The sequence below is a fragment of the Micromonospora sp. BS32 genome, assembly GCF_059089345.1.
In genome coordinates, this window is sequence record NZ_JBSSHR010000062.1 from 1 (window position 1) to 654 (window position 654).

2 protein-coding genes are annotated in these 654 nt (G+C 66.1%); one reads left to right on the forward strand and one right to left on the reverse strand.

Annotation, left to right across the window (positions count from 1 at the left end; translation table 11 throughout):
• Nucleotides 1-200, forward strand: a 200-nt coding sequence (locus AC5RWQ_RS30240) for a hypothetical protein (RefSeq protein WP_494286006.1), incomplete at its 5' end; no start/stop codon positions are given.
• Here AC5RWQ_RS30240 and AC5RWQ_RS30245 read toward each other — a convergent pair.
• The coding region (locus AC5RWQ_RS30245; protein WP_494286007.1) for a hypothetical protein at nucleotides 193-654 on the reverse strand (462 nt) is incomplete at its 5' end. The two genes, AC5RWQ_RS30240 and AC5RWQ_RS30245, sit on opposite strands and share 8 nt — an antisense overlap.

The following is a 654-nucleotide window of genomic DNA, read 5'->3' on the forward strand; positions in this document are numbered from 1 at the left end:
CCCGCCGCCACGTCGCCGACCTCCGCGACCAACTCCTCATGCGCAACGCGAAGATCGCCGAGCTGGCCGGGTACGCCACCAGCCTCGAAGAGAAGGTGCGCATCCTCGAAGAGGAACTCGCCGCCAGCCAGCGCAACATCGCAACTCCGCGGCCCCAGCACATTGCTGCCACGCCGACAGCCGAGCCGCGGTCTAGCTGATCGCTGCGCCCGGCCAGTCCGCGGCTAGACCGATGTCCTCCACCGTCGCGTAGGAGTTCACGGTCGTGCCGTTGTTGGACCACTGGCCGGTTCCGCTCGCGACCTGCCCGGTCACCGTCAGGGCGGTCACGATATCCGCCCCGGTGTTGTTGATCAGGACAGTGTCGACGTCGAAGTACGCATTGACGGACAGTGACGTTGACAGGATCGGCACCCTGATCTGGTCGATGTACAAGGTCCCCGTGGTGGTCGAGGTGCCCTTGCGGATGCGTGTGTAGAAGTAGGTCGCGCTGGTGGCGGACACGTAGCCCTGGCACTTGAAGCGGTACGCCCGTCCGTTCTTCCACGTGAAGGACGGAACGTTCCCGATGACGGTCTCGCTGGTCGTCGACAGCGAGACCTGCGCGAGGCTCACCTGCGCCATGAGGCCGCGCCCCATCGCGCGGGTGCCGAT